Below are 25,410 nucleotides of genomic sequence, written 5' to 3'. Positions count from 1 at the left end.
GATCATTGATCCTGTGCTGGCTTCGGCGCGCTCGCCAGGGCCTGCAACAGCGCTGGGTCCTTGATCGCCTTCATGATGATTTCTTCGGCGCCGGTCTTGCCGTCCATGTAGGTCAGCAGGTTGGCCAGTTGGGTGCGTGCTTCGAGCAACTTGTTCAGCGAGTCGACCTTGCGGGCCACGGCGGCCGGGCTGAAGTCGTCCATGCTTTCGAATGTCAGGTCCAGGCTCAGGTTGCCTTCGCCGGTCAGTTCGTTGGGCACATGGAACGCTACGCGTGGTTGCATGGCCTTGAGGCGCGAGTCGAAATTGTCGACGTCGATCTCAAGGAACTTGCGGTCGGCCACGGGTGCCAGAGGCTCGGCAGGCTTGCCGGCGAGGTCGGCCATTACGCCCATGACGAAGGGCAACTGGACCTTCTTCTCGGCGCCGTAGAGCTCGACGTCGTACTCGATCTGCACTCGAGGCGCGCGGTTGCGCGCGATGAATTTCTGAGAACTTTGCTTCGCCACGTTGCTGCTCCTGGTCGCTTGAGCGACGGTGTTGGCGTCATCCGGTGGGGCCGGTGACGTGACTGCGTGATCCGCTTGCTGTTATTCGCTGTCCGGGCCGCGCAGGTTTTCAAATTGACTCATGCCGTCGGGAATCAGGTTGCGCACGATGGCCGCGAAGTCGGCGTGCACCAGATTCTTCGCCCGATTCAGCAGCACCGGCAGGGGGCTGGAGGGCTCGTGACGGGTGTAGTAGGCAAGAATCCGGTCCAGGCTGCGCAGCACATCGTCGCGGTTGTTGATTTCACCGCTGACGGTGCTCGTGCCGGTGTTGCGCGGTGCGCTCGGCGCGCTGGTGTATTCAGCCGGCGCGGCGCTGTCGTCGGCGGCAGTCTCGGTCAGGCTGCTGTCGCCGCTCTGCGGGGCGAATTGACCGAGGATCTGCAAGGCCATCTTCAGGGGCTGCTTCAGCGGACCGAGGTCCACGCCCTGGGCGGAACCGACCTGATCGCTGACCTGCTGTTCGATGGCTTCGGCGGCGGCGCGGGCTTCCAGCAGCGCCGCACGGGTGATTTCCAACTGCTCGGGATCGCTGTCGAGCAACGCGCCGGCAAGCTGTTCGGCACCGAGGCTTTCGTCGGCGAAGCTTTGCAGGCCGCTGGCGTTGGCGGCGGCGCGCAGGCTGACGGCGCCGAAAGTGCGCGACCGGGCCAGGATGCTTTCGCGCAGCAGACGGATGGTGACATCGGACGTCAGGCCGGCGAGGGCATTGATGCGCACGGTGGGATCGTTGTCGTCATCGGCATCCAGGCGCGGGTGCAGGTCGGCCCAGTATTGCTTGAGCAATTCGCTGATCAGCGTCAGGACGCGGGCCAGGCCTGGAAGGCCTTCGAGGGCCAGGGAGCTTTGCAACAGGAAATGGGTGATGCGCAGGTCTTTGCTGCGTTGCAGCAGGTCCAGGCTCTGTTGCTGGATGCTGCGCCACTCGGGAGGCTCGGCGGGCAATATCGAGTCGCCCATGCTGCGCTCGGGTTGGCCTCGGGAATCACGCTCCAGGCGCAGGAAATCCGCGTCATATTCCAGGTCTTCGCCACAAGGCGAGTTCGCGGAAACGGCGGCGAGCAACAAAGGCACATCCACTTGGATCGATCTCCCTATCGCCCGCTGAACAATGAGTCGGGCAGTTCACACGCAAGTTCCGGGTGGAACTTCGCATGTCCCTTGACGGTAATGGCCCATTAGATGCTTGATGATCTTAAAGTGCCATCATTGATATTCAAGAAGTTGTGCATTTTTGGTGTAGTACTTATCGCTTGTCAAGGTAAGCTATTTCCACTCTGTTACAGTTGTGAGGCGCTTAACAACCCGCGCGACTGGCAGGTCTGGGAAGGTACTGAGAGCGGTTTTTTGTCATGCAGGCCGGTTAATATCAGCCATCATGCTGGCAAAAAGCCGTTTCGCGGTTGTTTGCAGGGTTTTCCGGTGAGTCCCAAGGCGAATTTCCCCCTCGGCTCACCCGCACGCGCAGACGTGCGAAAGTATTCAGCAAGGAGGCGAAATGCCACTGTGTTTGACTATCACTAGTTATCACAAGATTACTCCCGGTCAGTGTTCTGAAAAGTCCATGGACCAGGGAGTGATGGCAATTGGCCGTAATTCCGATAATGACTGGGTATTACCGGATCCTGAACGCTTGGTGTCCGGTAAACATTGCGTTATTCAATACAAAGACGGCCGGTATTATTTAACCGATAACAGCACCAATGGCGTGGAATTGGTCAAGACCGGTATTCGTCTGCGCAAAGGCAACAGTGAACCCCTGCAGGATGGCGAAATCATCCGCATCGGCGATTATGAAATCCAGGCCCGCGTCGACTTCAACCTGCCGGTCACCGACAGCAACCCCTTTGCCGAATCCTCCAGCAGCTTCGAGGCCCTGATGGGGCGCCAGGGCGCTGCGGTGAATACCCCCGCGCCGATCGCCATGGTTCCGCCGGCGCAGTTCCAGGGCGTGTCCGCCATGGACACCATGCCCGACCTGTTCGATTTCCTCGCGCCGTCCAGCGTGCCGCCGGCCACCCAACCGGATCATGTGCCGGCCCAACAGCATGATTTCCGTCCGCCGACGCCGATTCCCCGTCCCAGCCCGCCGCCCGTGGTCGAACCTGTAGCGATGAGTTCGGCCTCGGTGATTCCTGAGGATTGGGACCTGTTCAGCGACAAGCCGGCGCCCGTGACCGTGGCCCCGGTAGCCGTCGCCGCGCCGCCGGTTGCACAACTGCCGGTGGTCGAACCGGTTTCGATCGCCGTGCCGCAAGTACCCGAGCCGCCGATCCCGCTGCCTGACATTTTCGCCCCTGAGACGAGTGTCGCCGAGTTCAACCTGGCGGATATCCGCATACCGAGCGAACCTGCGCCGCTGCCCGAGCCGCCGCTGGCCCGTGTCGAGCCGCCAGTTGCGCCAGTCATGCCAGCCACGCCGGCCGTTCCGGTCGACGCCGCCCAACCCGACCTGCTGCAAGCCTTCCTGCGCGGCGCCGGCCTGGAGCAGTTGCGCTTGGACAAGGCCCAGGCCGAGGCGCAGATGGAAAGCATCGGGCGCAGCTATCGGTTGATGGTCGAAGGCCTGATCGACGTCTTGCGCGCCCGCAGCAGCCTCAAGGGTGAATTCCGGATCCAGCAAACGATGATCCAACCGGTGGAAAACAACCCGCTGAAGTTTGCCCCCAACGTCGATGAAGCCCTGCTATTGCTATTGCGTCATGGCAACCAGGCGTTCATGGCCCCGGACGCGGCCGTGCGTGACAGCTTCGATGACCTGCGCGCTCACCAACTGGCGGTGATGGCCGGCGTGGAAGCGGCGATCAAACATTTGCTGGCGCGCTTCGAGCCGGCGCAACTGGAAGAACGCATGGGCAAGCCCGGCGGGCTGTCGGGGATTTTCAGCGGCTCGCGACAGGCTCAGTATTGGCAGCAGTTTACCGAGCTCTACAGCAATATTTCCCGGGAAGCCCAGGAGGATTTCCAGGACCTGTTCGGTCGTGAATTCAGTCGTGCCTACGAAGAACACAGTACCCGACAGCGACGCCGTTGAGCGTCGCTGTCCATAACCCTTCAGACAAACAACGGATAGCTCAAACGTCATTGAGGACGCAGGATGATTCCCAGGTTTTTACTCGCAGTTGCCACCGCGCTTCTGTTGACGGCGTGTGCCAAGGATGCGGCCAAACCCCAGCCCGAAGAGGCTGAGGCCGATACCGCCGCCGTCGAGCTGCACTTCCACGCCATCAACGGTCTCAACCCCGGTGCCACCGGCCAGCCGGCCCCGGTACGGGTGCGGATTTTCGAATTGAAGAATGCGGCGACCTTCGGCCGCTCCGATTATTTCGCCCTGGCCGAGCGGGCCCAGGCGACCCTGGGCGCCGATCTGATCGATCAGGACGAAGTGCTGATCCAGCCCGGCCAGCAGTTGAGCCTGCAACGCGACCTCGACCCATCGACCCGCCACATTGGCATTCTGGTGGGCTACCGCGAGCTGGATCAGTCGTTGTGGCGCACGGTGTTGAATGTGCCGCCGCGCGCCTACACCGAATACCAGATCAGCCTCGATGTGCGCGCCGTGCGCAGCGACGTCGTCGTTCCCCCATCCAGCCCTGCCCAATAAGCAATCGGAGCCCCCATGTCCTGGAACAATCGCGTGGTCTGGTCGGAAGGCATGTTCATCGGAACGCAGCACTTCCAACAGCACGACCGTTACCTGGAAAACCTCATCGACGCCCGCAGCCGCCCGCTGTCGGCCGGTGCCTGGGGTTTTTCCGAATTGCTGATCGACCAGGGCCTGCTGGCCCAGGGCAAGCTGGCGATCATTTCGGCCCGCGGCCTGTTGCCGGACGGCACGCCCTTCAACATCCCCCAGGACGACGTGGCGCCCACCCCGTTGAACATCGACGACAACCTGCGCGATGGCCTGGTGTACCTGGCCCTGCCGCTCAAGCGCGCCGGCGCCCGTGACACCGTCGATGAAGGCGAGCCCCTGGGCGCTGCGCGCTACGTCAGCCAGGTCAGTGAAGTGCGCGACGACAACGCACCGTTCGAGAACCGCGCCCCGGTGGCCCTCGGTTCGCGGGCGCTGCGTTTGTTGACCGCCCAGGACGGCATCGGCGATTACGCCGCCGTCGGCGTGGTGCGCATCAAGGAGAAGCGCGCCGACCGCGCCCTGGTGCTCGACGACACCTACATCCCGCCGCTGCTGGACGTGGTCGCTTCCAAGCCGCTGGCGGCGTTTCGCAGCGAACTGCTGGGCCTGCTCCATCAACGTGGCGAAGCCCTCGCCGGGCGGGTGGTGGCGTCCGGTGCCGGTGGCGCTTCGGAGATCGCCGACTTCATGCTGCTGCAACTGGTCAACCGCGCCCAGCCGCTGATCCAGCACCTGAGCCAGTTGAGCCCGCTGCACCCCGAGCGGTTCTACAGCGAGCTGGTGGCCCTGGCTGGAGAGTTTTCGACCTTCACCGCGTCCGGGCGACGACCGCAGGAATACCCGGCATATCAACACGACGACCTGGTGCTGAGTTTTACGCCGGTGATGCAGGCGTTGCGTGAGGCCTTGTCGATGCTGATCGACAGCAAGGCCACGCCGATTCCGATTGTCGAGAAAGCCTACGGCATCCACGTGGCGATGCTGGCCGACAAGACCTTGCTCGACAACGCCAGTTTCATCCTGGTGGTGCGCGCCGACGTCCCCGCCGAAACCCTGCGCGGCCGTTTCGGCCAGCAGAGCAAGGTCGGTTCGGTGGAGCACATCCGTGATCTGGTCAACCTGCAATTGCCGGGCATCGGCTTGCTGCCGTTGCCGGTGGCGCCACGTCAGCTGCCGTACCACGCCGGATCGACCTATTACGAACTCGACCGGGGCAGCGACCACTGGCAGCAACTGAGCAACTCCGGCGGCTTTGCGTTCCACATTGCCGGCCAGTTCCCAGGGCTGAACCTGGCGTTCTGGGCGATCCGAGGATAAACCGCGATGAGCAATGACGATCGTACCCAGTTCATGCCAACGCCCGGTGGCCGTGGCGCGGATCCGTTCCGCCCGGATGCCGGTCGCCCTCAGCCCGCACCCGCGCCGCTGTCGATGCCGGCCGCGCCGGTGTTGACCGGCAAGGCCCAGGGCCTCAATCCGCTGGAAAGCGCCGCCGGCCCGCTGCTGGCCCTGCTGACGCGCCTGCGCAGCACCATCGCGCACCCGGCACCGGCCAGCCTGCGCGCACAACTGCTGGCCTACCTGCGCCAGTTCGAAGAGCGTGCCGAGGCGGCGGGCGTGGTGCGCAACGACGTGCTGTTGGCGCGCTACGCCTTGTGCACCGCGCTGGATGAAGCGGTGTTGAGCACGCCGTGGGGTGGCACCAGTGACTGGGGCAAGCAGAGCCTGTTGATCACTGTGCACAACGAAGCCTGGGGCGGCGAGAAAGTCTTCCAGTTATTGGAACATTGCCTGCAAAGCCCGCGGGAGCGCCTGTACCTGCTGGAGCTGTTGTACCTGTGCATGTGCCTCGGTTTCGAGGGCCGCTACCGGGTGATGAACGACGGTCGCAGCCAGCTCGAAGCCCTGCGCGAACGCACCAGTGCGGTGATCCGCAGTGCCCGTGGCGACTACGAGCGCGAGCTGTCGCCCCATTGGCGCGGCGTCACCGTGGCGCGTGATCGACTGGCGCAATTCATGCCGCCATGGATCGCCGTGGCCATCGGCGCGGCCTTGCTGCTGGCGCTGTTGTTCGGTCTGCGCATGAAACTCGCCGCGGATGCAGAACCGGTGTTCAAGAACATCCACTTCCTGGGCGAAATCCCGGTGCAGACCATCGACCGCCCCGTGGTGCAGCCGAAAGTGGTCGAGCGACCACGCCTGGCCGGTTTCCTCGCTGATGAAATCCGGGCCAACCGGATCGCGGTGGAAGACGCCGTCGACCGTTCGGTGGTGACCATCCGTGGCGACGAACTGTTCGCCTCGGGCAGCGCCAGCATCAAGGACGATTTCGAGCCGTTGATGCTGCGCATTGCCGATGCGGTGCGCAAGGTCAAGGGCCAGGTCCTGGTGACCGGCCACAGCGACAATCGGCCGATTGCCACGCTGCGCTTCCCGTCCAACTGGGCCTTGTCCGAAGCGCGGGCGCAGTCGGTGCTGCAGATTCTGTCGGCCAAGACCGGCCAGCCCGAGCGCTTCAGCGCCGAAGGCCGCAGCGACACCGAACCACTGGCGTCCAACGCCACCACGGAAGGGCGTGCACGCAACCGTCGGGTTGAAATCACCGTATTGGCGGAGGGAGTCGAGTGAAGGCGTTTTTCAGTTTCATGATCCGCTGGGTCATCCCGTTGCTGGGGCTGATCGCCCTGAGCCTGATCATCTGGTTCGTCGGCCCGCTGCTGGACTGGCTGGTGCCCGAAGGCCGGCGCTGGACCTTGATCATCCTGGTGTTCGCGGTGTGGATCGCCTACCGCGTGTTCCGCATCATCCAGGCCCGCCGCCAGGCTGCCGAAGTCATGCGCAGCCTGGCCGCACAGACGCCACCCGACCCCACCAGCATCGCCACGGCCGAAGAACTCGAAACCCTGCGCCAGCGCATGGACGAAGCCCTGGCATTGCTCAAGAAAGCCAAGCTGGGCGGTGACGAGCGCCGTAACCTCTATGAGCTGCCGTGGTACGTGATCATCGGCCCGCCGGGCTCGGGCAAGACCACCGCGCTGGTCAACTCCGGGCTGCATTTCCCGCTCGCTGCGCAGTTGGGCGCCGGTGCGGTGCGCGGCGTCGGTGGTACCCGTAATTGCGATTGGTGGTTCACCGACCAGGCCGTCCTGCTCGACACCGCCGGCCGCTACACCACCCAGGACAGCGACGCGACCATCGACAAGGCCGCTTGGCTGGGCTTCCTGGGCCTGCTGAAAAAACAGCGCGCCCGTCGCCCGATTGACGGCGCGTTCATCGCCATCAGCCTGTCCGACCTGCTGCTGGGCAGCGACGCCGAGCGCGCCGCCCATGCCGCGGCGATTCGTCTGCGCATCCAGGAGTTGTACACCCAACTGGGTGTGCGCTTCCCGGTCTACCTGATGCTGACCAAGCTCGACCTGGTGCCCGGGTTCATGGAGTATTTCGACACCCTGAGCAAGGAAGAGCGCGCCCAGGTCTGGGGCATGACCTTCGCCCTCGACGATGGCAAGAGCAACGACAGCCCGCTGGCGCACCTGCAAAGCGAATTCACCGGCCTCGAGCAGCGCCTCAACGACCGTCTGGTGGAACGCTTGCAGCAAGAGCGCGATCCGGCGCGACGTGATCTGATCTACGGTTTCCCGCAGCAGTTCGGCGCGTTGAAGGATTGCCTGCAAAGCTTCCTCGACGGCGTGTTCAAACCCAACGCTTTCGAAGAGCGTGTGCTGCTGCGCGGTGTGTATTTCACCAGCGGCACCCAGGAAGGCAGCCCGATCGACCGGCTGATCGGCGCCATGGCCCAGAGCATGAACCTGGACCGCCAGCATCTGGCGCGCCAGACCGGCACCGGGCGCAGCTACTTCATCGAAAAACTGTTCACTGCCGTGGCCTTCGCCGAGCGCGGGCTGGTGGGCGTCGATCCGAAGGTCGAGCGTCGGCGCAAGTGGATCGCCCGGGGCGTACTGGCTTCCACCGTGGCGGTGGTGCTGGTGGTCGGCACGTTGTGGTGGGTCAGCTACCGCGCCAACCAGGCGTACATTGCCCAGGTCGACCAGAAGGTCGCGCCACTGGGCCAGACCGTGCAGAACCTCAGCCCCGCACAACGCGATGTACTGGCGGTGCTGCCGTTGCTCAACGCCGTGAAACACCTGGCGGGCGATGCACCGGATTGGGCCGAGGGCCTGGGCCTGTACCAGGGCGACATGCTGGAGGCCGAGTCCGGCAGCGTCTATCGCAAGTTGCTGATCGCGGTGTTCGCGCCGCGTCTGCTGACGCGCATCGAAGAGCAACTGCACAGCGGCGGCAATTCGGATTTCCTCTACGAAGGCTTGAAGGCCTACCTGATGCTCGCCGACAACGAGCATTACGATGCTGACTTCGTCAAAGCCTGGATTGCCCTGGATTGGGATCGCAGCCTGCCCCGTGACTTGCCGGCTGAACAGCGGCTGGCCCTGAGCGAGCATTTGCAATCGCTGTTCGAGCGGCGCCCACCCACTGCGCGGCTGGACCCGCGGCTGATCGAAGACCTGCGCCGGCAGTTGCAGCAACTGCCCGTGGCCCAGCGTGTCTACGACCGGATCAAGCGGCAGAAACTGCCCGAGGGCATCCCGGACTTCCGCATCAACGAAGCCGCCGGGCGTGACGCCGCGTTGGTGTTCAGCCGCAAGAGCGGCAAGCCGTTGGGCGAGCCGTTGAGCGGGTTCTTCACGGTCAAGGGTTACCGCCAGGGCTTTTTGCTTACCAGCCTGAGCCAGACCGGCACCCTGGCCGAAGAGCAATGGGTGCTGGGGCACGAAGAGGCCGATCAGCAGAACGTCGCCAGCCTGGCCGCCGATGTACGCCGGCTGTATTTCCAGGACTACCAGCGGCAATGGGATGCCTTGCTCGCCGATATCGACTTCGTGCCGATCACCAGCGTGGCCCAGGCCGCCGACGTGCTGCGGGTGATTTCCGGGCCGACCTCGCCGTTGAAAAAGCTGTTGGTGGCGGTGGCGAAGGAAACCGACCTGCAACAGGACGAACGCCTGCTGGCCGCCCAGGGCGCGCCGGTGGAGGGCGGGGTGGACAAGCTCAAGGAGCGCCTGGGCAGCTTGCTCGGCCAGGAACAGGCGACACAGAACGCACCGCAGGCCAGCGACGATCCGATCACGGCGCACTTTGCCGAGCTCAACAGCATCGTCAGCAAGAACGACGGTGAACCGGCGGCCATCGATGGCCTGCTGGCCGACATGAATGCCCTGTACGTGCAGGTCAGTGCCATGGTCGGCGCCAGTGGCGAGGCCTTGCTTGGCGAGGCCAAGAACCAGGCGAGCGCTGCCGCGACGCGGGTCAGCCTCAACGCCGAACGTCAGCCGCCGTTGGTGCAGGGGTTGGTCAAGTCGGTGGTCAACTCCACCACCAACACCATGATGGGCGGGGTGCGCAATCAACTGAACGCCGCCTGGACCAGCGAAGTGGTGAACATTTACCGCCAGTCCCTGGCCGGGCGTTATCCGATGTCGCCGGGCAGTGCGCGGGACGCGACCCTCGATGACTTCGGCCAGTTCTTCGGCGTCGGCGGGGTGATGGACAACTACTTCCGCAAGTACCTGCAACCCTACGTCGACACCTCCACACCGACCTGGCGCTGGCAACCGGGCGCGGCGCAGAAACTCGGCATCGCCCCTGGCGTGCTGCAGACCTTCCAGCGCGCGGCGAGCATCCGCGATGCGTTCTTCCGTTCCGGCGGCACCCAGCCGATGGTGCGCTTCGAGCTCAAGCCGGTGGCGATGGACTCGACCATCACCCAGTTCCTGCTCGATCTCGACGGCCAACAGTTGAGTTATGACCACGGCCCGAGCCGCCCCACCGCCATGCAGTGGCCGAACCCGGGCAGCATCGGCGTGGTGCGGGTCTCGATCATGCCACCGCCCTCCAACGGCCGCTCCGGCATCACCCTGGACGGGCCATGGGCCTGGTTCCGGCTGCTGGAGCAATCGGACCTGACCGCCGGCAACTCGCCGGATCGCTTCAACCTGCGGTTGCGGGTCGATAACGCCAGCGCGTCTTATGAGCTGCGGGCCAACAGCGCCTTCAACCCGTTCAAGAGCCGCGTGCTCAGCGGTTTCAGCCTGCCGGAGCGGCTATGAGTACAGCGGGTTTCTATGGAAAGTTGGCCAGCCGCGGGGATTTCGTCAGCCGTGGTTTGCCCCAGAGCTTTATCGGCCCATGGGATTCGTGGCTGGCGGCCGGTCTGCTCGCCAGCCAGACCAGCCTTGGCGAGCGCTGGCTGGATGCCTATCTGGTCAGCCCGCTGTGGCGCTTCATGGTCGCGCCGGGCGTGTGTGGGCCGGACGCTGCGGTTGGGGTGGTGATGCCGAGTATCGACCGGGTCGGGCGCTATTTCCCGCTGACGGTCGCGGTGCTGCTGGAGCCTGACGCGGACCCGGCGTCGGTGGTCGGCGGCGGGGACGAGTGGTTCGAGCGGGTGGAGAACCTGCTGCTGAACACGTTGAGCGTGGAGGCCACGTTCGAAGCCTTCGGTGCGGAACTGGAAAGCCTCGGCAGCCCGATGTATTTGCCACGCGTCCCGAGCAGTCGGTTTGCCAGCCTGCATCGCTTCGATGCCACCGACCCGCAGCGGCGCATGAGTGCCCTGGCCGAGTCGGCCTGCGAAGGGGCGAGCCTGTGGTGGGGCCAGGGTTCGGAGCGCATCGCGCCCGGTTTGATGCGCTGCCAGGGCCTGCCGGCCGCGGCTGACTTTGCGCAATTTTTGCTCGGCCAAGAAGGTGTTGTGTAGATGCGTCCAAGTGCTGGGAAAGCCTGCAAGTCTGCAAGCAAAAGCCACGTCGGCATGGTCCGTCAGGTCAACGAAGACGCGTGTCTGGACCTGCCGGAAAACGGCCTCTGGGTGGTCGCCGATGGCATGGGCGGGCACGCGGCGGGCGACTACGTCAGCAGCCTGATCGTCGACAGCCTGCGCAACATTGCCGTGGGCCGTTCGCTGGACGAATACGTCGCGGCGCTGCAAAGCGACCTGCAACGGGTCAACGCCGCCGTGCGGGAAGAAACCGCCAACCGTGGCGTGACCATGATGGGCAGCACTGTGGTGGTACTCGCCATCCGTGACCTGCGCGGCATGTGCCTGTGGGCCGGTGACAGCCGCTTGTATCGCCTGCGCGACGGCATGCTGGAAGGCATCTCCCGGGATCACAGCTACGTCCAGGACCTGCAGGACAGCGGCCTGCTCAGTGAAGCCGAAGCCCGGGTGCACCCACGGGCCAACATCGTCACCCGCGCCATCGGCGTCGAGGCGCAGTTGAACCTGGCGATGACCGAGCTGCTGCTGGTACCCGGCGACAGCTACCTGCTGTGCAGCGACGGGCTGACCAAGACCGTCGAAGACGAAGAGATCCGTGAAGTGCTGAGCCACGACGAACCCGGCGAAATCGCCAGCAGCCTGGTGTCCCTGGGGCTGATGCGCGGCGCGCCGGACAACATCACCGTGGTGGTTGTGAAGGTGCCGTCATGAACCCCGTTCTGAACATCCAGATCCCTGGCTACGACATCGACGGCGAGATCGGCGAAGGCGCGATGGCCAGCGTGTACCTGGCAACCCAGCGCTCCCTGGAGCGCAAGGTGGCGTTGAAGGTCATGGCCGCCGCGCTGGCCGCCGACCCGACGTTCTGCGAGCGTTTCCTGCGCGAAGGCAAGACCCTGGCGCGCCTGTCGCACCCGCACACCGTCACCATCCATGACATCGGCAATGTCGGTGAGCTGTACTACATGGCGATGGAATACCTGCCCAACGGCACGCTCAAGGAGCGCATCGCCGCCGGCCTGACGCCGGAGCAGGGCCTGATCTACATTCGCCAGATCGCCTCGGCCCTGGGTTACGCCCATGGCCTGGGCCTGGTGCACCGCGACGTCAAGCCGGCCAACATTCTGTTCCGTGCCGACGGTACGGCGGTGCTCTCGGACTTCGGCATCGCCAAATCCCTGGACGACCGCACCCAGTTCACCCAGGCCGGTTTCGCGGTAGGCACGCCCAGCTACATGAGCCCGGAACAGGCTCGTGGGCAGGACATCGACGGCCGCGCCGACCTCTATGCCCTGGGGGTGGTGCTTTACGAAATTCTCGTTGGCAAGCTGCCGTATATCGGCAACGACGCGCTGTCCACGGCCTTGGCCCACCTGACCGAACCGTTGCCGGAACTGCCGGTGCACCACGGCCGTTACCAGGAAGTACTGCGCAAGCTGTTGGCCAAGGATCCGGCGGAGCGTTTCCCGGACGCGGCTGCGCTGTTGCGGGCCCTGGATAACCTGCCGGCGGATTCGGCTGAGGCGACCCTGATCCGACCGCTGCCGCTGCCCGTGCCGCCGCAACCGGCCCGGGATGACCTTGCGGGGCTGACGCCGATGTCCATCGACATCCCGAGCGGCCCCGCGCAGCCCCAATCGCAACCACAGCCACAACCGAAACCAACCGCGCCGCCGGTGAGCCCGCCCCAGCGACCTGCCGCTGCGCCGCCGCGCAAGACCCCGGTGTTCGCCCTTGCCGCCGTTGCAGTGGCCGTGGCGTTGGCGTTGGGTGGCGCGGGGTATTGGTGGTTGTCCGGTGACAGTGGCAAAACCACCAAGCAGTCCGTGGCATCCACGGCTTCGTCCAGCAAGCCGCCGGTAAAAGCGCCTGAGACGCCTCTGGTGAAGAGCCCTGAAGCGCCGCCGGTCAAGCCGCCCGTGGCACCGCCAGTCAATCCTCCTGTAGCGACGGAAGCCGATGGCGGCCAGCGTCCACTGCTGATGGCCGGCAAGAAAACCCTGTTCCAGCGGGTGCTCAGCAAGCCGGGGGCGAAGCTCGCCGCCGAACCGGGCGCTGCGCCGGGCAAGGAGTTGCCGGCGTTCTCGGTGCTCTACGTGTATCAGCGCAAGGACGTCAATGGCAGCGCCTGGGTGCGGGTCGGCGCCGCCACGGACGGGCGCAGCGACGGCTGGTTGCCGGCGGCCCAGCTCAGCGACTGGAAACAGAGCCTGGTGCTCAAGTTCACCGAGCGCTCGGGTCGCGCGCCGGTGATGTTCCTGCGTCAGCCTGGTGAAGTGGAAAAACTGCTGGCCAACCCGTCGAACGCCAAGAACGTACTGCTCAAGGCCCAGCAGAACCGCGAAGAGAACCAGCAAGTGCTGGCCCTGGAACCGGCCGCCAATGCCGTGCCGCAGAACCAGTTCTACCTGTTGCCGATCTTCGACTCCCGCGAGAGCTTTGACGAGAATGGCCAGCCGGTGCAGTTGCTCAACGTGGCGTCCATCGATCCCGGCAACACCCCCCGGGCAGCGTCCAACAACACGCCGATCCTGACCGCCAACGCCGATGCGTTCCGCACTGCGGTGGTGCTGGTAGTGGACACCACCGTGTCCATGCAGCCCTACATCGATCAGGTGCGCGACGTGGTCCATGAGCTGCAGACCCGCATCGCCGAGCGCGGCGAGCTGGACAGTGTCAGCTTCGGCTTGGTGGGGTTCCGCAACAGCACCAAGAAAACCCCAGGCCTGGAATACGTCGCCAAGACCCTGATCACCCTGGAGCAGGGCCGCGATCCGCAACGCTTCCTCGACCTCGCGCGGCAGGTCAAGGCGTCCACGGTGTCGAGCCATTCGTTCAACGAGGATGCGTTTGCCGGGGTCATGGAAGCGGTCGAGGGCATGGACTGGTCCGGCTATGGCGGGCGCCTGATCCTGCTGATTACCGACGCCGGTGCTTTGCGCAAGAACGATCCGTTTGCCACCACGCAAATGAACGAGGCCGAGGTCCGTCAGGCGGCGCTGGGCAAGCAGATCAAGATCTACGCCCTGCATCTGCTCAGCGACGCCGGCAAGAAAACCCACGCCGGCGCCCAGAGCCAGTACCGCACCCTGACCGCCGACGCCAACCCGCAGATCGGCGATCTGTACATTCCTGTCGCCGGCGCGGATGTGCACAAGCTCGGCGAGCGGGTGGACGAGATCGGCACGGTGTTCGCCGACCTGGTGCATCAAGTGCGCAGCAACAAGGCGCAGGCGGTTCCGCAGTTGGGCGCCGCGCCGAGCCTGGCCGACAAGTCGGCGGCGGTCGGTTATGCCATGCACATGGATTTCCTCGGACGCAAGGCCGCCAGCCAGGCACCGCAACTGGTCAGCGCCTGGACCGCCGACCGCGACCTGACCAACCCGGCGCTGCCGGCGTTCCAGGTCTGTGTGATGCTGACCAAGCTGCAACTCAACGATTTGCAACAGTCGCTGAAACTGATCGTCGACGCGGCCCGCAAGACCCAGAGTTCGCCCAAGGACTTCTTCCAGGAAATCGCCAGCGCCAGCGCCTACATGAGCCGCGATCCCTCGGCCTTGCGTAAGGGCGGCAACCTGGCCGATGGCGGCATCCTCGGTGAGTACCTGGAGGGGCTGCCGTACCGCAGCAAGTCGCTGAGCATGACCCAGGACCTGTGGCTGTCCTTGAGCGTGGCCGAGCAGGAAGATTTCATCGACGAGCTGGATTCGAAAATCCGCCTCTACGAAACCTTCCACAACGACCTCGCCAACTGGGTTCGCTTCGGTGACGCCGAGCCGGGCGATGCCCTGTACCGCGTTCCGCTGTCGACCTTGCCATGATGCTGAACCTGAGCGCAGTGCACAAAAGCCGGGGCGCCGGCAGCCAGCGCTACAGCCTGGTGATCCCACGGCTGCAACTGCGTGCCGGTGAGCAACTGGCGCTGGTCGGCCCCAGCGGCTGCGGCAAGAGCACGCTGCTGGACATGCTCGCGCTGGTGTTGGCGCCGGATCAGGCCGGGCAGTTCGACTTCGCCCCCGCCAACACCACGCTGGACATCGCCAGGCTATGGCGTGGCGCCGAGCAAAGTGCGCTGGCGGAGCTGCGCAGCCGGCACCTGGGGTATGTGCTGCAAACCGGCGGGTTGTTGGGGTTCCTGGATGTGCGCGGCAACATTGAGTTGTCGCGCAAACTGCTCGGCTTGAAGGATGACGGCAGCGTGACGCGTCTGGCCGGACAACTGGACATCGCTGATCAACTGGACAAGAAACCGGCGGACCTCTCCGTCGGCCAGCGCCAGCGGGTTAGTTGCGCCCGGGCCCTGGCCCACGGACCGCGCCTGCTGTTGGCGGATGAGCCGACGGCGGCCCTCGACCCGTTGAACGCCGAGCGGGTCATGCAATTGCTGGTGACCCAGGCCCGCGACAGCGGTGTGTGCTGTGTGGTTGCTACCCACGATGAAGCCCTGGCCCGCGCCAGCGGTTTGCAGGTGCGGCGCATCAGTTGCCGGCGCGACGTCGACGGCGGCGTCACTGCCACCCTCGGGGAGGCTTGCTGATGCGCAGCGCGCTGGTGGCTTCTCTGGCCTGGCAGGACTATCGCAACGACGCGTGGTTGTCGGCTTGCTCGGTGCTGGCCTTGGTAGCAGTGGTGGCGCCGTTGCTGGTGCTGTTCGGGCTGAAATTCGGCCTGGTCAGCAGCCTGACCGAGCGCCTGCAGAATGATCCGGCCACCCGGGAAATCATTCCCCTGGGCGGTGGTCGCTTCAGCGCCGAGTTCATCGAGCAGTTGGGCCGGCGCAACGATGTGTCGTTCGCCTTGCCGCGCACCCGGCAGATCGCCGCCACCGCAGATCTGAACAACGCGACGGCGGCCGTCACCGTCGAGATGATCCCCACCGCCGCCAACGACCCCTTGCTCGAGCACCTGCCGTTGCCCCAAGGGCTGGATGAGGTGGTGCTCAGCCAGACCGCTGCCGAAAAACTCGGGGTCAAGGCCGGCGATTGGTTGCAGGCCAGTTTTGGTCGGCAGGTGGCCGGTCGCAGTGAGGCGCAGCGGACCCGGGTGCGGGTGCTGCACGTGTTGCCACTAGAGGCCTTCGCCCGTGACGGCTTGTTCGCACCGCTGGCCTTGTTGGAGGCCGCTGAGGATTACCGCGATGGGCGTGCCGTGCCCGCATTCGGCTGGCCGGGCGATGCGGCGGGCGTGGCCGGGCAGCGGGTCTATCCGGCGTTTCGCCTGTACGCACGCAGACTCGGCGATGTGGAGCCGCTGCGGCAGTATTTCGTGGCGCAGAATCTGTTGGTATCGACCCAGGCCCAGACCATCGCACAAGTGCAATCGTTGAGCCGCAACCTGTCGATCGTGTTCTGGATCATCGCCGGGTTGGCGCTGGCGGGGGCATTCGCGGCGATTTTTGCCGGGGCGCTGGCGGCGGTCGAGCGCAAGCGCCGGGAGCTGTCGGTGCTGCGCCTGCTGGGGGTGTCCACCGCCGCGCTGTTGCTGTTCGTGGTGTTGCAGGCGCTGTACAGCGCCGGTCTTGCGGCTCTGCTGAGTGTCGGGCTTTACGGCTTGGCGCAGTCGGGTCTGAATCATTTATTTGCGCAGATGCCGGGCGAGTACGCCAGCCATCTGCTGCTGCGTCACTACACCCTGGCCCTGCTGGCCGTGCTCGGCGTCAGCGCCGTGGCGGCGGCCTGTGGCGGCTGGCGGGTGGCGCGCATCCAGGCGTCTGAAGGAATCCGCGATGTATAAGTTATTGGGCGCCGCCGTGGCGCTGAGTCTGGCCGGTATGGTCGCTCTGAGCAACATAGCCAGCGCCGATGAAGGCACTGACAAGCTGGACAATCCCAAGCCGTTGCCCGATGACGTCAGCCTGCCGCTGCCGTGTGATGGGCAGATGGTGTTCCGTTACGTCTACATCCTCGCCCAGGGCACCCTGGATGATCGCGAGATCAGCCTGGGCTACCCGTTCAGCGAAGACGAGGCCGGCTACCAGCAGTCGTTCATTTCCGGTTACCGGCGCGACTTCATCAACGGCCAGTTCACCCTCAAGGACCTGCCCAAGGACTGGAACAAGACCATCACGCCGTTGATGCCCAAGACCGACGCCCAGACCCCGCTCAAGCCGATGCTGTATTTCATCGGCAAGTACGAAGTCACCGCGCGCCAGTACGCCCAGGTCATGGCCCAGGCGCAATCCCTGGCCAGTGGCGAACCGGCACCGGCCTGCGAGGCCTTGCAAGCCGATTTGCCCCAAGGCATGGCCGGGCGTCTGCCCAAGGTGAAGCTGTCGAAGTTCGAGGCGGAACGTTTCTCGGCGGTGTACAGCGCCTGGCTGATGAAATACCACAAGGACCTGCTGCCGGTGAGCGGTCGCGGCACCTCCGCCGAAGACGGCGGGCTGGGCTTCGTGCGCCTGCCCACCGAAGTCGAGTGGGAATTCGCCGCCCGTGGCGGGCAAGCCGTCAGCCGTCAGGATCTGGAAGGGCGTCTGTTCCCTCGGCGTGCGGAAGGCAGTGAAGGCGACGGGCCGCTGGCCGATTGGGCGGTGTTCAATCAGGTCGCCGGTGGCACCGGCCAGGCGGCGCGACTGATGCCCATCGGCACCAGGTTGCCGAACCCCATCGGCCTGTTCGACGTGATCGGCAACGCCGCCGAGATGGTCCAGGAATCCTTCCAGTTGGTGCATTCCGGACGACGCCAGGGCGCCTACGGCGGCTTCGTGGTCAAGGGCGGCAACTACCTGGAAGGCGAGGGCACGTTGTTCACCGGCATGCGCCGGGAATACCCGTTGTTCGCCGCCGACGGCACCGAGCAGAGCAACGAAACCACCGGTTTCCGGGTGGCGGTCGGTGCGTTGTCGGCGCCGCGTTCGCGTTACAAGGAACTGTTCGCCCAATGGCAGAAAGAAGGTCGCCTCGCGTCCCTGACCGATGCCATCGACGACGCCCAGGATCCGACCAAACGCCTGGACAGCATCATCGCCGCCAGCGTCGACCCGCGCCTGCAAGCCGAGTTGGGGCTGGTCAACGAAGAGCTCAAGCGCAACGTCTCGCTCATCGCCCAACAGCGCGAGGAAGCGGCCGGCAACCTGATCCAGTCAGCGGCCCTGGTGGCCGAGACCGTCAACAACTACAACATCCGCCTGACCAATCTGCAGCGCAGTCATCAGACGGCGGTGGATGCCAAGGACGATGCCAGCGCGCAGCTATTCGCCACGGCCATCGACAACGGCCGCAGCGCGCTGGATGGCGCGGTGGCGATCTATATCGACAACCTGGCGACCGGCACGCGCTACACCGATGCCGTGATCCAGGCGCAGTTTCAACGCATCAAGGAGGAGATGGAGCGCAAGCCGGTGCTGGGCAAGAGCCTAGTGGCACGCGCCACGTTATTCGTTCGCCATGTCGGGGATTATCGTCAACAAAAACGAGCCGACCCGGCGGCGATATTGAAGGAATTGCTGGCAACGAGCGCCCTGCGGTCCTGAGTGCTCAATGTCGGCAAGCTTGGAGGGAACTCAGGCGGCGTCGGGCCGTGCTGAGTTGGTCAAAACTTAAAAGAGAACACAACTATGCTTTTCTCCCGTAAACCTTCTGCTTCGGTTTCCAAGCGTCACTTGCTGATGGTCGCTGTCGGCTTCAGCACCGTACTGACCGGTTGCGCGACGTCGCCGACGTCCAAGGTCGCGTCGAGCACCAAGGTCGAGTACTACCCTAACTGCTACGAGCCGGTGCAACACCTGCGCTCCACCGAAGGCAACATGACCCAGTCGGTCATCACCGGCGCAGCCGTTGGTGCGGTGGGCGGTGCCTTGCTGGGTGCCCTGTCCGGCGACTCCGATAGCCGTGGCCGCAACGCCGCCATCGGCGCCGCAGGCGGTGCCCTCGCGGGCGGCGCAGTGGGTTACTACAACGAGCGCCAGAAGCAGATCGCCGATGACAACCAGCGCATCGCCTCCTACGCCGCTGACGTCAACAAGCGTGTGGGCGACATCGACCGCAGCACCGCCTACGCCAAGGCGTCGCAGCAGTGCTACCAGAGTGCGTTCAGCAAACTGGTCGCCGATCGCAAGGCCAAGACCGTCAACGACACCGAGGGCCGCAAGCGCCTGGCGGAAATCGTTGCGGGCCTGAAGGAGTCCAACGACCTGATCGTCGCGGTCAACGGCAAAGCCTCCGAAGACCTGAACAACTACACCCAGGCCTACGAGAAAGACCTGCAGCAAGTGGGTGTGCAGCGCACTGACGTGGTCACCGTGGCAACCGCCGACACCACGCCGGTTGTGGCGCCGACGACCAAGACCAAGAAAGCCGTGAAACCGGCGAAAAAACCTGTGCTGCCAACCGTGCCGAAAGAAGCGGTCACCACCGAGAAAACCCTGCAGACCGCCAAGGCCAAGCAGGATGAAAGCAAGCAGGTCGCCAGCGCCGGCACCACTCAGGTCAACAGCATGTGCAAGAACCCGGACCTGGGCGACTGGGCACCGGTGCCTTGCCCGAATGTTTGATTGAGTGGTTGTTGCTGATTATCTGATCACTGCATAAACCCTGTGGGAGCGAGCCTGCTCGCGATAGCGGTGGTTCAGTTGGTATCTCTGCCGACTGACACCCCGCCATCGCGAGCAGGCTCGCTCCCACAGTTGTTTTGTGCTCACTGAAGTATCCGCGCCAACCCCAATCTCTGTGGGAGCGAGCTTGCTCGCGATGGCGGCCTGACAGCCGGCCTATCTGTTAGGGACTGAGTACATATCCATTGCCGCGGTAACGGCCACTTATGGTTTCGGCCTTACGCCGAGTCACTTTTGGCAAACGCCCGGAATGCCGGCCCAGCCAAAAGTAACCAAAAGGTCTTGCCCCACCACTCGGCACCTCGCCTAGGCTCGGTGTGCCCTCACTCCGGCATTGCTCCGTGGGCCCGCCGCGAAGGGCCATCCATGGCCCAGCGCGGCTATCCCGGCATCCATGCCGGGATGTCCACTACGCAATACCTGCGTTCGGCCATCGTGGTTAACGGGGCCCCAAGAGCAAAAGCTCGCGAGGCGGCCTTACAGCCGGTCTGTTTCTTTCGGGTGTACGCCAATCCACTATGGGAGCGGGCTTGCCCGCGAAGGCGGCCTTACAGCCGGCCTGGCTCTTTCGGATGTACCCCAATCCCTGTGGGAGCGAGCCTGCTCGCGATGGCGGCCTTACAGCCGTCCTGGATCTTTCGGATGTACCCCAATCCCTGTGGGAGCGAGCCTGCTCGCGATGGCGGCCGCCCGGCTTGCATCAAGGCCGGCTGACTTACCCCTTGCCTCCCAGCGCCACGGCCTCCTGCGCCTCCAAACGATCCAGCGCCCGCTCAACCAACAATTGAACCCCATCCGCCATGCGACTGATCGCCAGGGCTACGCAGCGGCGTGAGTCGTCGACGTCTTCGGCCAGGTCGGCGGCAATGGTGCTGATGGACAGCAGGTCCTCAGAGGCATTGGCCAGCAGGGTTTCAGTGTCGATGTGGGGGGCGACGATGAAGAGCTGGTGCTTGTCGGCTTCAGGCGGGGAGGGTTGGGGGTTGAGGTAGTAGTCAAGGGCGCGGGTGGCGGCGTCCTCGTGTTTTTTTGTTTCGAGGGCTTCGACGCGGGACTTTGCCGAGTTCGGCGGATTCGGAGTTACTTTGAACATAGTGAATATCCTGAGAGGTGGAGCCGGCACCCTTCGTTTGCACTCGAAAGGGGTGGCAGCTGTGCGTAGGTGTGCAAGACCGGTCTCAGGTACCCGGCAGACCCGAAGGTCTCCCACGCGCAGCCGCCATAACAGCCTGCGAGCATAGAAAAATGCTCGACGAATAGCCATAAACGAATGCGCCCTGAGACGGACTTGCACGTCCGTGTCACCGTTTTTTGCGATGACGAACAAAGGTTAGCGACGCACCAGAGCCTTGCCTAGTTCATGAACAGCCCTGCGTTTTGAAGGAAATGTCCGAAGGTTTGGCAGGGGCAAGGGATCAAAAGATCGCAGCCTCCGGCAGCTCCTACAGAAATCGATGTAGGAGCTGCCGGAGGCTGCGATCTTTTGATTTCTTGTTTATGACTTGGCAGACATCTTTCGCGAAAATCCAGAGTTGGCGACCTGTCAGTTACTACAGGTGACACCCATCTGTATAGATTGTTGAATGATGTAACCACGGGCTTCAGTCATAACCCATTGTTGCCCGTTACCGTTATGTTGCGTTACCGCTCGCCTCGGTGCCTTGCCTGACGACAACAGCCATGCGTCAAAAGAACCGTATTTGCAGGATAGGACGGGTTTCGCACATTGGCATCTCATCAAGGAGACCAGGAAAAATGGACATCAAGCATTCGATCCACGTCGCAGCCTTGTTCCTTGCGTTTTCCATGCAGCCCACGAACGCCGAGACGGCGACTGCCATAGTTCCAACCCCCGAGCCCGCCACCCAGGACGCGGTGCCTAAAGCGGCCATTCCGGCTTCGGATACGGCCGCTGTGGCCAACACCACGGCGCAGGTCTGGAATAGAAGTAACATTGCCATCGTGGTCAGCCAGAAAGGTCTGTCTCAGAAGATCGAGCCTACGCAGAGTTATAACAGCGAAAGTAATCCTGAGGTTCCTATCAATATCCTGCTCCCGGATAACAGGCCTACCCCCATCAAATACATCACCGTGACGGGCCAGAAAGGGGCTTGTACGGTGCCGGTCTGCATTTTTGTTCAATGAGCCGGACGCCCACTTTCGATCTGTTCAACGTTCCGGCCCCGGGAGCCGGGCCGGTTCGTGGCGAGGGAGCAAGTCCCTTGCTCAGGCTGGCTACGCGTTCTGCCAAGCGCCTTGGCCATGACGGGTCGAAAGAGAGATTTTTCGGCGCTTTTCCGTGACTTGGTAGTCATTTTTCATGAAAAGCTATCCATCTCTCTCTAACGTGATTCGATGATGGCGTTGTGCCGAAGAATCGCTAAACTGCCAGCCGTTCATCTTTCTGAAGAGGCTGTGCCCATGAAATTTCGTTTTCTGCTGTGGATGCTGGGGTTATTGATGAGCAAGGCCAGCCGGACCAATCCGGCGTTCCAGCAACAATTGGGCGACAAGGAACTGGTATTCCAGCTGCAAACCCTGGATGGCAAAGTCGCCCGGCATTTCACCGTGAAAAATCAGCGCATCACCAGCCACTCCGGCACTTACCCCACCCCGGCTTTCGCCATCGCCTTCAAGGACGCCGCCTACGGCTTCGCCACGATGCAGGCCAAGAACAAGCAACTGGCATTCATGAACGGGATTCAGGACAAGTCGATCCAGATCAAGGGCAACCCGGCGCTGGTGATCTGGTTCCAGGGGTTGATGCGGTATCTGAAGCCGAAAAAGGCCAAGCCCACGGCTTGAGCGCTGTGGCTTGATAAGCCAGAAATCTGGCTTCCAATGACTGTCTGCCTGTTAATTCCTACAGGTGCAGGGGGGCTCGTTTAGGCGCTTCATCAAGCTTGATACCTTGATGGAGCAAAAATCATGGCTCAATCCATTCCTATAAGCGCGGGTACCTTGGACCCGACCTTTGCCAAAGGTGGCGTGCTGACGCTGCCGACCGCCGAATTCACCGGGTATTACACGAAAGCCATCTTGCCGCTGGCCGAAAACAAACTGCTGATCGCCATGCAGCTACGGAGAGCAACCGCCGCTATCGGCCTGGGGAAGGTGAATGAGGATGGCTCGATCGATATGGAGTTTGGCGGAGCCGGGACAGGCCTGGTGGAATTCTCCCTGCAAGGGGCGGATTTGGACGTCTACCAACTCTGCGGCCTGAGCGATGGTGGATGGCTGGTGATCAGTCAGTTTTCATCGATCGATCATAGCGGCGCATGTGTATTGCGGTACTTGCAGGATGGGCGTCTGAATACGCTCTTTGGCGAGGGCGGGGTGCGCTTGCTTCCGTATCGTAATGAGCCAACGGGTGGAGAGATGGCCAATGGGCCGGCGATTTCCACAGGGGGTGCGCGATCTTCGGGCAACAACGGCGTCGCTGTAGTTGTGCAGCCGGATGGAAAGATCGTTCTGCCCAGTTGGGTAGAGACCGGCCCCGGCCCGTCACAAGGACAATGGGCAGTGTTTCGTCTTAACCCGGATGGCTCCACTGACGACACGTTCAACGGAAATGGATTCGTGGTGATCGAACTCCCAGGTATTCCCCGTGACCCTACCAGTGTCAGAAATGTTGTCATTCAAGCAGATGGCAAGGTGTTGGTTTCCGGGGAATATGTCCAAAACACCCCGGCTTCCAGAGGTGTCTATGTACTGCGTTTAGATGCAGCGGGACGTCTCGACAGCAGTTTCAACGGCGGCGTCGGCGTTGTGACCGTTCCGGATGCCAATTTCACTTATGCGAATGCGATGGCGCTAAGAGAAAGCGACGGTGCGATTGTTGTTGCTGGGGATATCTGGCGCGAGCAACGCCGCCATGGGTTGATGTTCGTATTAACCAGCGGTGGGTTCTTCGATTTTTCGTTCAATAGCGGGCAGCCATTGTTCTCCAGGCTGGTGCCCCAGGGGCATGACTGGCATCGCTGCGTATGGCAGGCAGACGGTTCCATCCTTGTCGCCGGCACTACCGGCAGGGGGGTGGTTGAAGCAGGGGCGTCGGCGTTGACGGCCCGTTTGCGCGCTGATGGTTCGCTGGACCCCACCTTCGGTGGCGGTGGTTTTGTGCTTTTTGACGAAGACGGACAGCATGAGACTGTTGAGGATATGGCGCTGATGCCGGATGGACGCATCGTCGTTGGCGGTTTTGCCTGGCTGGACCACCCAGGTTCGCCCATGATCGGTGGAAGCTGGATCATCCGATACCTGGCTTGAGCCGGGAGGATAAAGACAGGCGCGTCTTCGTGGCGAGGGAGCTTGCTCCCGCTGGGTGGCGCAGTCGCCCCCGGCGGTTTTGCGGCTGCTGCGCAGCCGAGCGGGAGCAAGCTCCCTCGCCACAAAAAGCTCATCACCGGCGGCCGTCAGGTTGGCTCAGGCGCAGTGCTCAGCCATGAAACTGCGAAGCCAACTCCCGCAACAACACCTCAGCCTCCAGCACTTTGCTCACCACGTCGTTAGCCTTCTCCCGCGTCAAGCCCACACGTTCGAGCAGCGCATCGGGGATTTCCTCATCCGGGCCGGAGCCGACGCTGCGGGCCCGTAGCAGGCGCACGGCCAGGCAGACCAGGTTCGGATAGGCGGCGTATTCGCCGTCGTAGTGCGGGTCGTGCTGGAAGCGCAGGGCGGTGGCCAGTTCGTCGGGCATGTCCCAGTAGCGCATCAGCCAGGCGCCGATCTGTTCGCGGCTGATGCCCAGCAGGTGCTGTTCCACGTAGCTGTGGCACAGATGCGGGTTGACCTCCAGGTGGCGGCAGATCAACGAGAAGTGCGGTGGGAACACGTGGGCCAGCAGCAAGTAGCCGAAATTGTGCAGCAGGCCGGACAGGTACGTCAGGCCACCTTCCGGGCGCTGGGCGCGGGGCATGGCGCGGGTCAGGCCTTCGATGACGGCGGCCGTGTAGATCGACTGCTGCCAGTACGGCGTGGCGTGTTGCGGGTGGTCCTTGGGCAGGCTCAGGGTCTTGCCCAGGGCCAGGCCCAGCGCCAGGTTGATCACCAGGTCGAAGCCCAGCACCCGGACGATGGCGTCTTCCACCGACCGGATCTTGCCCGGCGAGGCGTAGTACGGCGAGGCGGCCCAGCTGACCACCTGCGCGGCCAGGGCCGGGTCGGTTTCGACGACACCGGTGATGTCATCGATGGTGGCGTCGGGGTCGACCCGCAGCTTGATGATTTTTTGCGCGGTTTCCGCCAGTGGCGGAATCTCGATGGTTTCTTCAAGCCGTTGCTGGATCCGTCGTGCGGTGAAGGCTTGCACGGCCTGGGTGATTTCCGCGCGGTCGTCGTGCGGGCGGTCCAGGTTGGGGGTGATATTGTTCACGGGTTCGCCGAACGTCGCGGCGCTGGCCTTGGTGAGCATGGTCTTGAAGGCCTCGCTGGTGACTTCCAGCAACACCCCCGGCTCGCCTGAACTGATCAGCAGCTTCGGTTCGCGCAGCAGGCCTTCTTCATACAGGCAAGGTGAGCTGGTCAGCGCCGGCAGGCCGGGCAGCAGGCTCAGGCTGTGTTTGCCGAGCATGCGCTCCAGACGTTCGGTCGGCACCGCCGTGAGCTTGCGACCGGTGAGTTCGGCCAGGCGGTTGAGGTCCAGGAGCTGGCTTTGTGGAAACAGCACCATGAGCGCGCCGACGGCGTCGTGCAGCAGAACTGCCTGCACCTTGCGGGCGGGGTTCAGGCTCGGTCGCTCGATCACTTCGTCAAAGCCGATGCCTGATTTCTCGAGCAACTGCCGAATAACTGACGGAGCGTGCGGAATTTCGGGGGCGAGGGCAGCTTCAGTCATGGTCTGTATCCGTTTTCCTACAAGTGCAGCAGTATAACCAGC

General features: G+C 63.6%; 19 protein-coding genes. 15 read left to right on the top strand and 4 right to left on the bottom strand.

The genetic code is table 11. From position 1 onward, the window contains the following. Positions 1 to 2: 2 nt before the first annotated feature. Positions 3 to 509: a type VI secretion system contractile sheath small subunit gene (tssB, locus tag LOY67_RS27655; RefSeq protein ID WP_003177230.1), complete on the bottom strand. Its 507-nt coding sequence runs from the start codon at positions 507 to 509 to the stop codon at positions 3 to 5. Positions 510 to 590: 81 nt separating this feature from the next. Next, positions 591 to 1,628, bottom strand: coding sequence for a type VI secretion system protein TssA (gene tssA / locus LOY67_RS27650; protein ID WP_265065281.1), 1,038 nt, complete (start codon positions 1,626 to 1,628; stop codon positions 591 to 593). A 418-nt stretch (positions 1,629 to 2,046) separates the two neighbouring features. On the opposite strand from tssA, the gene tagH reads away from it, so the two are divergent. The 12 genes from tagH to tagQ all read left to right on the top strand — a co-directional run bounded on the left by tagH (position 2,047) and on the right by tagQ (position 19,472). After that, the gene (tagH, locus tag LOY67_RS27645; RefSeq protein WP_265065280.1) at positions 2,047 to 3,582 is read left to right on the top strand and encodes a type VI secretion system-associated FHA domain protein TagH; all 1,536 of its coding nucleotides are present in this window, start codon (positions 2,047 to 2,049) and stop codon (positions 3,580 to 3,582) included. A gap of 63 nt (positions 3,583 to 3,645) precedes the next feature. Then, positions 3,646 to 4,152, top strand: coding sequence for a type VI secretion system lipoprotein TssJ (gene tssJ / locus LOY67_RS27640; RefSeq protein ID WP_144929075.1), 507 nt, complete (start codon positions 3,646 to 3,648; stop codon positions 4,150 to 4,152). A 15-nt stretch (positions 4,153 to 4,167) separates the two neighbouring features. Further along, on the top strand, positions 4,168 to 5,502 hold the full coding sequence (gene tssK, locus LOY67_RS27635; RefSeq protein WP_265065279.1) for a type VI secretion system baseplate subunit TssK: 1,335 nt from the start codon (positions 4,168 to 4,170) through the stop codon (positions 5,500 to 5,502). Between the two features lie 6 nt (positions 5,503 to 5,508). After that, positions 5,509 to 6,813, top strand: coding sequence for a DotU family type VI secretion system protein (locus LOY67_RS27630; RefSeq protein ID WP_265065278.1), 1,305 nt, complete (start codon positions 5,509 to 5,511; stop codon positions 6,811 to 6,813). Then, positions 6,810 to 10,310 (top strand): type VI secretion system membrane subunit TssM, encoded by a 3,501-nt coding sequence (tssM, locus tag LOY67_RS27625; RefSeq protein WP_265065277.1) that lies wholly within the window; start codon positions 6,810 to 6,812, stop codon positions 10,308 to 10,310. The genes LOY67_RS27630 and tssM overlap by 4 nt, the downstream gene beginning before the upstream one ends. Continuing rightward, positions 10,307 to 10,960, top strand: coding sequence for a type VI secretion system-associated protein TagF (gene tagF, locus LOY67_RS27620; protein WP_265065276.1), 654 nt, complete (start codon positions 10,307 to 10,309; stop codon positions 10,958 to 10,960). Before tssM ends, tagF begins: the two co-directional genes overlap by 4 nt. Next, complete coding sequence (locus tag LOY67_RS27615) at positions 10,961 to 11,692, top strand: PP2C family protein-serine/threonine phosphatase (RefSeq protein ID WP_265065275.1); 732 nt, start codon at positions 10,961 to 10,963, stop codon at positions 11,690 to 11,692. Beyond that, positions 11,689 to 14,802, top strand: a complete 3,114-nt coding sequence (locus tag LOY67_RS27610; protein ID WP_320109999.1) for a serine/threonine-protein kinase — start codon at positions 11,689 to 11,691, stop codon at positions 14,800 to 14,802. The genes LOY67_RS27615 and LOY67_RS27610 overlap by 4 nt, the downstream gene beginning before the upstream one ends. After that, a complete protein-coding gene (locus LOY67_RS27605; RefSeq protein ID WP_320110022.1) occupies positions 14,802 to 15,518 on the top strand; it encodes an ABC transporter ATP-binding protein in 717 nt (238 codons plus the stop codon). The genes LOY67_RS27610 and LOY67_RS27605 overlap by 1 nt, the downstream gene beginning before the upstream one ends. Further along, positions 15,518 to 16,714 (top strand): ABC transporter permease, encoded by a 1,197-nt coding sequence (locus tag LOY67_RS27600; protein WP_265065273.1) that lies wholly within the window; start codon positions 15,518 to 15,520, stop codon positions 16,712 to 16,714. The genes LOY67_RS27605 and LOY67_RS27600 overlap by 1 nt, the downstream gene beginning before the upstream one ends. Continuing rightward, the gene (locus LOY67_RS27595; RefSeq protein ID WP_265065272.1) at positions 16,707 to 18,452 is read left to right on the top strand and encodes a formylglycine-generating enzyme family protein; all 1,746 of its coding nucleotides are present in this window, start codon (positions 16,707 to 16,709) and stop codon (positions 18,450 to 18,452) included. The genes LOY67_RS27600 and LOY67_RS27595 overlap by 8 nt, the downstream gene beginning before the upstream one ends. A gap of 84 nt (positions 18,453 to 18,536) precedes the next feature. Next, positions 18,537 to 19,472 (top strand): type VI secretion system-associated lipoprotein TagQ, encoded by a 936-nt coding sequence (gene tagQ / locus LOY67_RS27590; RefSeq protein WP_265065271.1) that lies wholly within the window; start codon positions 18,537 to 18,539, stop codon positions 19,470 to 19,472. A gap of 775 nt (positions 19,473 to 20,247) precedes the next feature. On the opposite strand, the gene LOY67_RS27585 is transcribed toward tagQ, so the two are convergent. Beyond that, positions 20,248 to 20,625 (bottom strand): DUF6124 family protein, encoded by a 378-nt coding sequence (locus tag LOY67_RS27585; RefSeq protein WP_265065270.1) that lies wholly within the window; start codon positions 20,623 to 20,625, stop codon positions 20,248 to 20,250. A 662-nt stretch (positions 20,626 to 21,287) separates the two neighbouring features. Between LOY67_RS27585 and LOY67_RS27580 the strand changes: the two genes are divergently transcribed. The 3 genes from LOY67_RS27580 (at position 21,288) to LOY67_RS27570 (ending at position 23,801) form a co-directional block, all read left to right on the top strand. Beyond that, positions 21,288 to 21,677 carry a hypothetical protein gene (locus tag LOY67_RS27580; protein WP_265065269.1) on the top strand — a complete coding sequence of 130 codons (390 nt, stop codon included), beginning with the start codon at positions 21,288 to 21,290 and terminating at the stop codon, positions 21,675 to 21,677. A gap of 276 nt (positions 21,678 to 21,953) precedes the next feature. Further along, positions 21,954 to 22,337 (top strand): helicase, encoded by a 384-nt coding sequence (locus LOY67_RS27575; RefSeq protein WP_265065268.1) that lies wholly within the window; start codon positions 21,954 to 21,956, stop codon positions 22,335 to 22,337. A gap of 123 nt (positions 22,338 to 22,460) precedes the next feature. Continuing rightward, positions 22,461 to 23,801 carry a hypothetical protein gene (locus LOY67_RS27570; RefSeq protein WP_265065267.1) on the top strand — a complete coding sequence of 447 codons (1,341 nt, stop codon included), beginning with the start codon at positions 22,461 to 22,463 and terminating at the stop codon, positions 23,799 to 23,801. Between the two features lie 169 nt (positions 23,802 to 23,970). On the opposite strand, the gene LOY67_RS27565 is transcribed toward LOY67_RS27570, so the two are convergent. Beyond that, positions 23,971 to 25,368, bottom strand: coding sequence for an aminoacyl-tRNA deacylase and HDOD domain-containing protein (locus LOY67_RS27565; RefSeq protein ID WP_265065266.1), 1,398 nt, complete (start codon positions 25,366 to 25,368; stop codon positions 23,971 to 23,973). Positions 25,369 to 25,410 lie beyond the last annotated feature (42 nt).

Source organism: Pseudomonas sp. B21-056 (genome assembly GCF_026016325.1).
Classification (GTDB): Bacteria; Pseudomonadota; Gammaproteobacteria; order Pseudomonadales; family Pseudomonadaceae; genus Aquipseudomonas.
This window is presented reverse-complemented; position numbering and strand designations above follow the sequence as displayed.